General features: G+C 58.9%; 7 protein-coding genes and 1 pseudogene. 2 read left to right on the top strand and 6 right to left on the bottom strand.

From position 1 onward, the window contains the following. From tnpB to ATB98_RS00205, 5 genes and pseudogenes are all read right to left on the bottom strand, one after another. Positions 1-218 (bottom strand): IS66 family insertion sequence element accessory protein TnpB (gene tnpB / locus ATB98_RS28480; RefSeq protein WP_167354038.1); only part of this gene is annotated, 218 nt, incomplete at its 3' end. Beyond that, positions 215-661, bottom strand: coding sequence for an IS66-like element accessory protein TnpA (tnpA, locus tag ATB98_RS00220; RefSeq protein ID WP_084435138.1), 447 nt, complete (start codon positions 659-661; stop codon positions 215-217). The genes tnpA and tnpB, both read right to left, overlap by 4 nt. A 62-nt stretch (positions 662-723) precedes the next feature. Then, positions 724-1,290 (bottom strand): annotated as a pseudogene (locus tag ATB98_RS00215) (gamma-glutamylcyclotransferase); the annotation flags it as partial. Positions 1,291-1,406: 116 nt separating this feature from the next. Beyond that, the gene (locus ATB98_RS00210; protein ID WP_066867549.1) at positions 1,407-1,865 is read right to left on the bottom strand and encodes a RidA family protein; all 459 of its coding nucleotides are present in this window, start codon (positions 1,863-1,865) and stop codon (positions 1,407-1,409) included. A 97-nt stretch (positions 1,866-1,962) separates the two neighbouring features. After that, positions 1,963-2,799 (bottom strand): alpha/beta fold hydrolase, encoded by an 837-nt coding sequence (locus ATB98_RS00205; protein ID WP_066867555.1) that lies wholly within the window; start codon positions 2,797-2,799, stop codon positions 1,963-1,965. Positions 2,800-3,335: 536 nt separating this feature from the next. On the opposite strand from ATB98_RS00205, the gene ATB98_RS00200 reads away from it, so the two are divergent. After that, complete coding sequence (locus ATB98_RS00200) at positions 3,336-3,563, top strand: CopG family transcriptional regulator (RefSeq protein ID WP_153435915.1); 228 nt, start codon at positions 3,336-3,338, stop codon at positions 3,561-3,563. After that, complete coding sequence (locus ATB98_RS00195) at positions 3,560-4,003, top strand: TA system VapC family ribonuclease toxin (protein WP_066867546.1); 444 nt, start codon at positions 3,560-3,562, stop codon at positions 4,001-4,003. The genes ATB98_RS00200 and ATB98_RS00195 overlap by 4 nt, the downstream gene beginning before the upstream one ends. A gap of 98 nt (positions 4,004-4,101) precedes the next feature. Here ATB98_RS00195 and ATB98_RS00190 read toward each other — a convergent pair whose 3' ends face one another. Next, on the bottom strand, positions 4,102-4,554 hold the full coding sequence (locus tag ATB98_RS00190) for an SgcJ/EcaC family oxidoreductase (RefSeq protein ID WP_066867543.1): 453 nt from the start codon (positions 4,552-4,554) through the stop codon (positions 4,102-4,104). Between the last annotated feature and the right edge of the window lie 313 nt (positions 4,555-4,867).

Raw genomic sequence — 4,867 nt, 5'->3', positions numbered from 1 at the left:
TGAGACGGAACTATTATGTGGCGGCCGAGCGGGCACCCGGCCGGGAAACGCAGCACTGCGAGCGACGCCGCCACATAATCTAATCCGACACATATCAACGGATCATGCTGCAGAACCTCCTGCACCCGAAGCGCCAGGGAGGGAAAGCCACAGCGCATGTCCGTATAGCCCGTCGAAAGCCAGACCTTGACCCCTGTTCCCATCGGAAACGGATTCACCGCAGCGCCTCCAGTCCGCGCAGGATACGAAGCAGCGCTTCAACGTCGACATCGCGTCCCACGATCACACGGCGACCATTGGCGCTGACAACCTCCATAAGCCCACTTTGTGCCGTCGAAGAATTGGTCGGCGCAGCGACCGGCATGTCTGGTTCCGGGACCAACAGCGCAGGAATAAACCCTTCGCTCCCCCGACCATTGCCGAGCCGTCCCTCGCGAGCTGCTTTACGCCAATCGTTCAACTGAAAGCGTGTGATCCCATGCCGACGTGCCGTTGCCGTGACCTGACGCGGGGCGGAATAACTCTCCGCCACGATCGCAAGTTTGGCCTCGTTGCTGAAACGGCGACGCCGCCCGCTATCGACAATCTCCATACGGCTAACTTGCAGCCGCTTCTCTATCGTTAAATCCACGGTTCTCACACTGTCTATATTGACGTCCATATAGACAGAACATCCAGTTCGCCTCACTTCTCAGCAAGGCGGCCCTCCTCGGATGCGTACTATTCCGCGCAAGATCCGGCAGGTCCACATGCCTGGGCGATCAATCCTGCCGCCTCTTCGAGGGGGATCTTCTCCGTGAGCGGAGATCGCCTGCCGCTCGCCCAGAACGTGAGCGCCCGCCGCACACCCGTCGGTGTCGTGACCGCAACCCAACGCACCATGTCGCACACTTCGACATACCGAATCTCTCGCGCCAGAAGAGCACGCAGATTCTCCCTCTTGGTGATGCACGGAAGCTTGAGGGCAAGACCCGAACAGCTTCCTCCTGGCCGAAGCGCGAGCATGAGACCGGGGGCGTCGGAGGTGGCCCTGAGCCGCTCAATCCTCAACGAGAACGCACGGTGCCAGCCGTAAGCGACCGCCTCTTCGCTGGCGGCCACCTCGAAACCCGGGTTCCACATCAAGGATCCGCACGCGAACACCCATATCTCCTCGTCATCAGCCTCTTTCTCGACCCTGCTGACGAGATTGTCGAGCTGCTCGGGCGAGATCGGATTCCAATTGGGTTCCGGTCCCTCGTCCTCGACAATTCTGATGGTCGTGGCGACGAGGTCGGGGGTGAGTTCCATGGTAGCAGGTGCGGGCGCCTTGGCGGCCGGTGTTTTTGGCATCGTGTGAAACGTTCAACGGGTTTGCCGCCGGAGGCCCATCGTCTCCGGCGGTCCATGGAGTAGCTGCCGCGCGATCAATCAGCGGGACGGTTGATGATTGCCCGGAACGTGATTTCGACGATCTGCTCGGGGAAAGCCAGCGCCGAAACCCCGATTAGGTTGCTGGCGCACTGAGGCACATCCGTACCGTACATTTCCTTGCGGATCTTGGATCCGGCCGCAAACGCGCTAGGAACATCAAGCACGTACAGTGTCTCTTCAACAACATCGTCGAGGGTCGCACCATATCTGGCGAGCAGAGTCTTTGCGTTGACGTAGGTCTGGCGGATCTGGCTCTCCATCTGCGAGAAGTCCGCAGGCCGCTTACCCTCATCGAGTTCCGCGGGAGCGACAAGATTGCCCTTGTCATCGTGGCTCAACTGGCCCGAGACATAGATCGTGTCCTTGACCTGCACGGCCTGAACGTATCCGAAGGCGCGCTCCCAGGCGACGCCATGGTTCTCTACTTTCTTGGACGGGTTGCTGTTCGTCATCGTAGGTTCCTTTCATCGAATGATGGCGCGCCGGGTAGGCACTCGTGGTTCATGGAGGCGACGAATGCGTGGGAGGCCGCACCCGCCGCCGGACCGATCAGGCCTTCACGAAGGCCAGGAGATCGGCATTAAGGACATCGGCGTTGACGGTCAGCATGCCGTGCGAGAAGCTGGGATAGGTCTTGAGCGTGCCATTCTTCAGGAGCTTGGAAGACTTCAGTGCGGAGTCTGCGATCGGCACAATCTGGTCGTCTTCGCCGTGTAGAACCAGCGTTGGCACGGTGATGGCCTTTAGGTCTTCCGTCTGGTCAGTTTCGGAGAAGGCCTTGATGCCGTCGTAATGGGCCTTCGCGCCGCCCATCATGCCCTGGCGCCACCAATTTTGGATCACGCCTTCCTGGGCTGTGGCACCATCACGGTTGAAGCCGTAGAACGGGCCGGCCGGAACGTCGCGGAAGAACTGCGCGCGGTTGGCGGCAAGCGCCGAACGCAAACCGTCGAAGACTTCCATCGGCAGGCCTTCGGGATTCGCTTCAGTCTTGAGCATCAGTGGAGGGACGGCGGAGACAAGAACCGCCTTGGCGACGCGGCCTGAAGGCTGGCCGTGGTTGGCAACGTAGCGAGCGACTTCACCGCCGCCAGTGGAGTGGCCGATATGGACGGCATTCTTCAGGTCGAGTGCTTCAACGACGGCAAACGCGTCCGCCGCATAATGATCCATGTCGTGACCTTCCGAGACCTGTGCGGAGCGGCCGTGGCCACGGCGGTCATGGGCGACGACACGATAGCCCTTGGAGAGGAAGAACAGCATCTGTGCGTCCCAGTCGTCCGAGGACAACGGCCAGCCGTGATGGAAGACGATCGTCTGAGCGTCCTTGGGACCCCAGTCCTTGTAGAAGATGTCGACGCCGTCCTTGGTGGTTACGTATGCCATTGTCTTGGTTCCTTCGCTGGTGTTGATGGCGGCAGCCGCATTGGCGGCGAAGCTGAGAGACGGGGATATCGTTATGACCGCTGCGGCGGCGCCTGCGGAGAGCAGCATGGTCCTGCAGGTCATGGAAGAACGGGTTTCGGCCATTTCGCGTCCCACGAACTTCGTTTTCGATAACTTTAGGCGACGCTGAGTTCGTCTGACAGGTTGATAATGCCGCCAGAACGCGATGGTCACAATTGCATCAATAGTTTCTACTTCATTGCTGATGGCGCAATTATCCGTCACCGATGATGAACTGGGCCGTAAAGTCCCCCGGGCAAAGGCCCCCCAATCGATTTCATGCCCGGCGGCAAGGAGCGCCTTGAGCAGATTGGAACCGGAGACGCGGAGTTCGCGCACAGATTTGAGAATGTGATCTCAACGTTTCCGCCGGTAAATAGATTGGTTCAATGACTGCGTCCTTTCGGTATCCACCTTGAGAAGGCGGACCACTTGCATTATATGATGCGTGATGATTGATGCGCGATGAGGCGAATATGAGAACGACCCTGGCAATCGACGACGATGTCCTGATCGCCGCGAAGGCGATGGCAGCCCAGCAGCACCGGAGCGTCGGCGAGGTCATTTCCGAGCTGGCGAGACGGTCTCTGCGCCGACCGCGCAGCAGCGGCGAGCGCAATGGCATTCCTCTCCTGTCAGCTCGGCCGGATACGCCGCCAGTGACGCTCGAAATCGTAAACGCTTTGCGTGACGAACTGCCGTGACTTTCCTGCTCGACGTCAATGTGTTGATTGCCTTAATCGATCCGGGCCATGTAGCCCATGACGATGCGCACGAGTGGTTCGCGGCGATGGGTCAGACCGCGTGGGCTACCTGCCCCATTACCGAAAATGGTGTCATCCGGATTGTCGGCAACCCCAAATATCCCAACTCTCCCGGTTCACCGTCACTCGTGATGGAGATCGTGCGCAAATTGCGGTCGCTCGCCGGTCATAGTTTTTGGCCGGACGATGTGAGCCTTGTCGGGTCTGGTGACATCGCTCCCACGAAAATCCTAACGTCGGGGCAGGTAACTGACACCTATCTGCTTGCGCTCGCCAAGGCGCGTGGGGGCCAGCTGGCGACATTCGATCGCAAGCTGTCAGCAGCAGCGGTCACAAGGGGCACTTCTGCCTTGCACCTGATCACCACAAATAGATCGTGAGTTCCCGTCGATACATTATGCGATTTTCGAAGCACGTCGCTTATGTCTATCGCGAATGTGGGGGTGCTGGCATCGCCAGCACCCCTCCTGTCGTCTTCTTACTTCTCGGGCATCATCGACGAATGATGCCCCGTGATTAACCAAGTTTCGTCCAGGAATTCGTAGATGTAGGTGTAACGCGCGGGAACCTTGGTGCCGTCGGCGAATGAAAAGGTATAGGTGCCGCTGTCCGTTACCATGTTGCAGCCGACTCTGATCACGCGGGAGTCAACCGACCCTTTCGGCCGCTTTTTGAGGAAGTCGTTGAAGTAAGCGACTCTCTGCTCGTGTGTCAGGCGAGGCGTGTTCGATAGCGTCGGCAGCAGGATCGCGTCCTTCGCATAATTGGCGGCAACTTTCTCTGAATCTTGCGTTGCGAGAGAAGCGTTCCAGCGGTCGAACAGTTTGGCGACCCCATCTTCAGTGATCGGCGCACAATCGGCGGTGGCCGCAATGGCCTGCTGGAAGGAGAGAGTGAAAAGTACTGCCGCGGCAGCGAGTATAAGACGCATGATTTTTCTCCGGTTCGGTTGCCGTGATCGGTTGAGTGACTCTACAGCCGTATCTCGGGGCTGGAGGTCTCGTGAATATTCGGCATGGGCAGTGTGCCGAGGGAAGGCTATCTCTGGTGAGCGGCACCAAGAAACTCTGCGAACCCAATGGCGGACGTCGCTGAATCCCCGGCCAGCCGCTCTCTCCTCCAGCTCCGACATAACTCGACCAACGTGGTCGCTCGATCTGAAGCTTTGAACCGCGCCGGGTTTGCCGGAGGCTCCAACTTCTGAGAAAGTGGAGCCGATATGAGCAAGACAACAAACAAATTTT

Origin of the sequence: Sinorhizobium saheli, from assembly GCF_001651875.1 — a bacterium.
GTDB classification, from domain to species: Bacteria; Pseudomonadota; Alphaproteobacteria; order Rhizobiales; family Rhizobiaceae; genus Sinorhizobium; species Sinorhizobium saheli.
Note: the sequence above shows the minus strand (reverse complement) of the source record. Positions and strands in the feature narration are given on the sequence as shown.

Coding starts and splice junctions, on each gene's coding strand:
- tnpA (WP_084435138.1), bottom strand. CDS start 661: ATGGACGTCAATATAGACAGTGTGAGAACCGTGGATTTAACGATAGAG.
- ATB98_RS00210 (WP_066867549.1), bottom strand. CDS start 1,865: ATGACGAACAGCAACCCGTCCAAGAAAGTAGAGAACCATGGCGTCGCC.
- ATB98_RS00205 (WP_066867555.1), bottom strand. CDS start 2,799: ATGGCATACGTAACCACCAAGGACGGCGTCGACATCTTCTACAAGGAC.
- ATB98_RS00200 (WP_153435915.1), top strand. CDS start 3,336: ATGAGAACGACCCTGGCAATCGACGACGATGTCCTGATCGCCGCGAAG.
- ATB98_RS00190 (WP_066867543.1), bottom strand. CDS start 4,554: ATGCGTCTTATACTCGCTGCCGCGGCAGTACTTTTCACTCTCTCCTTC.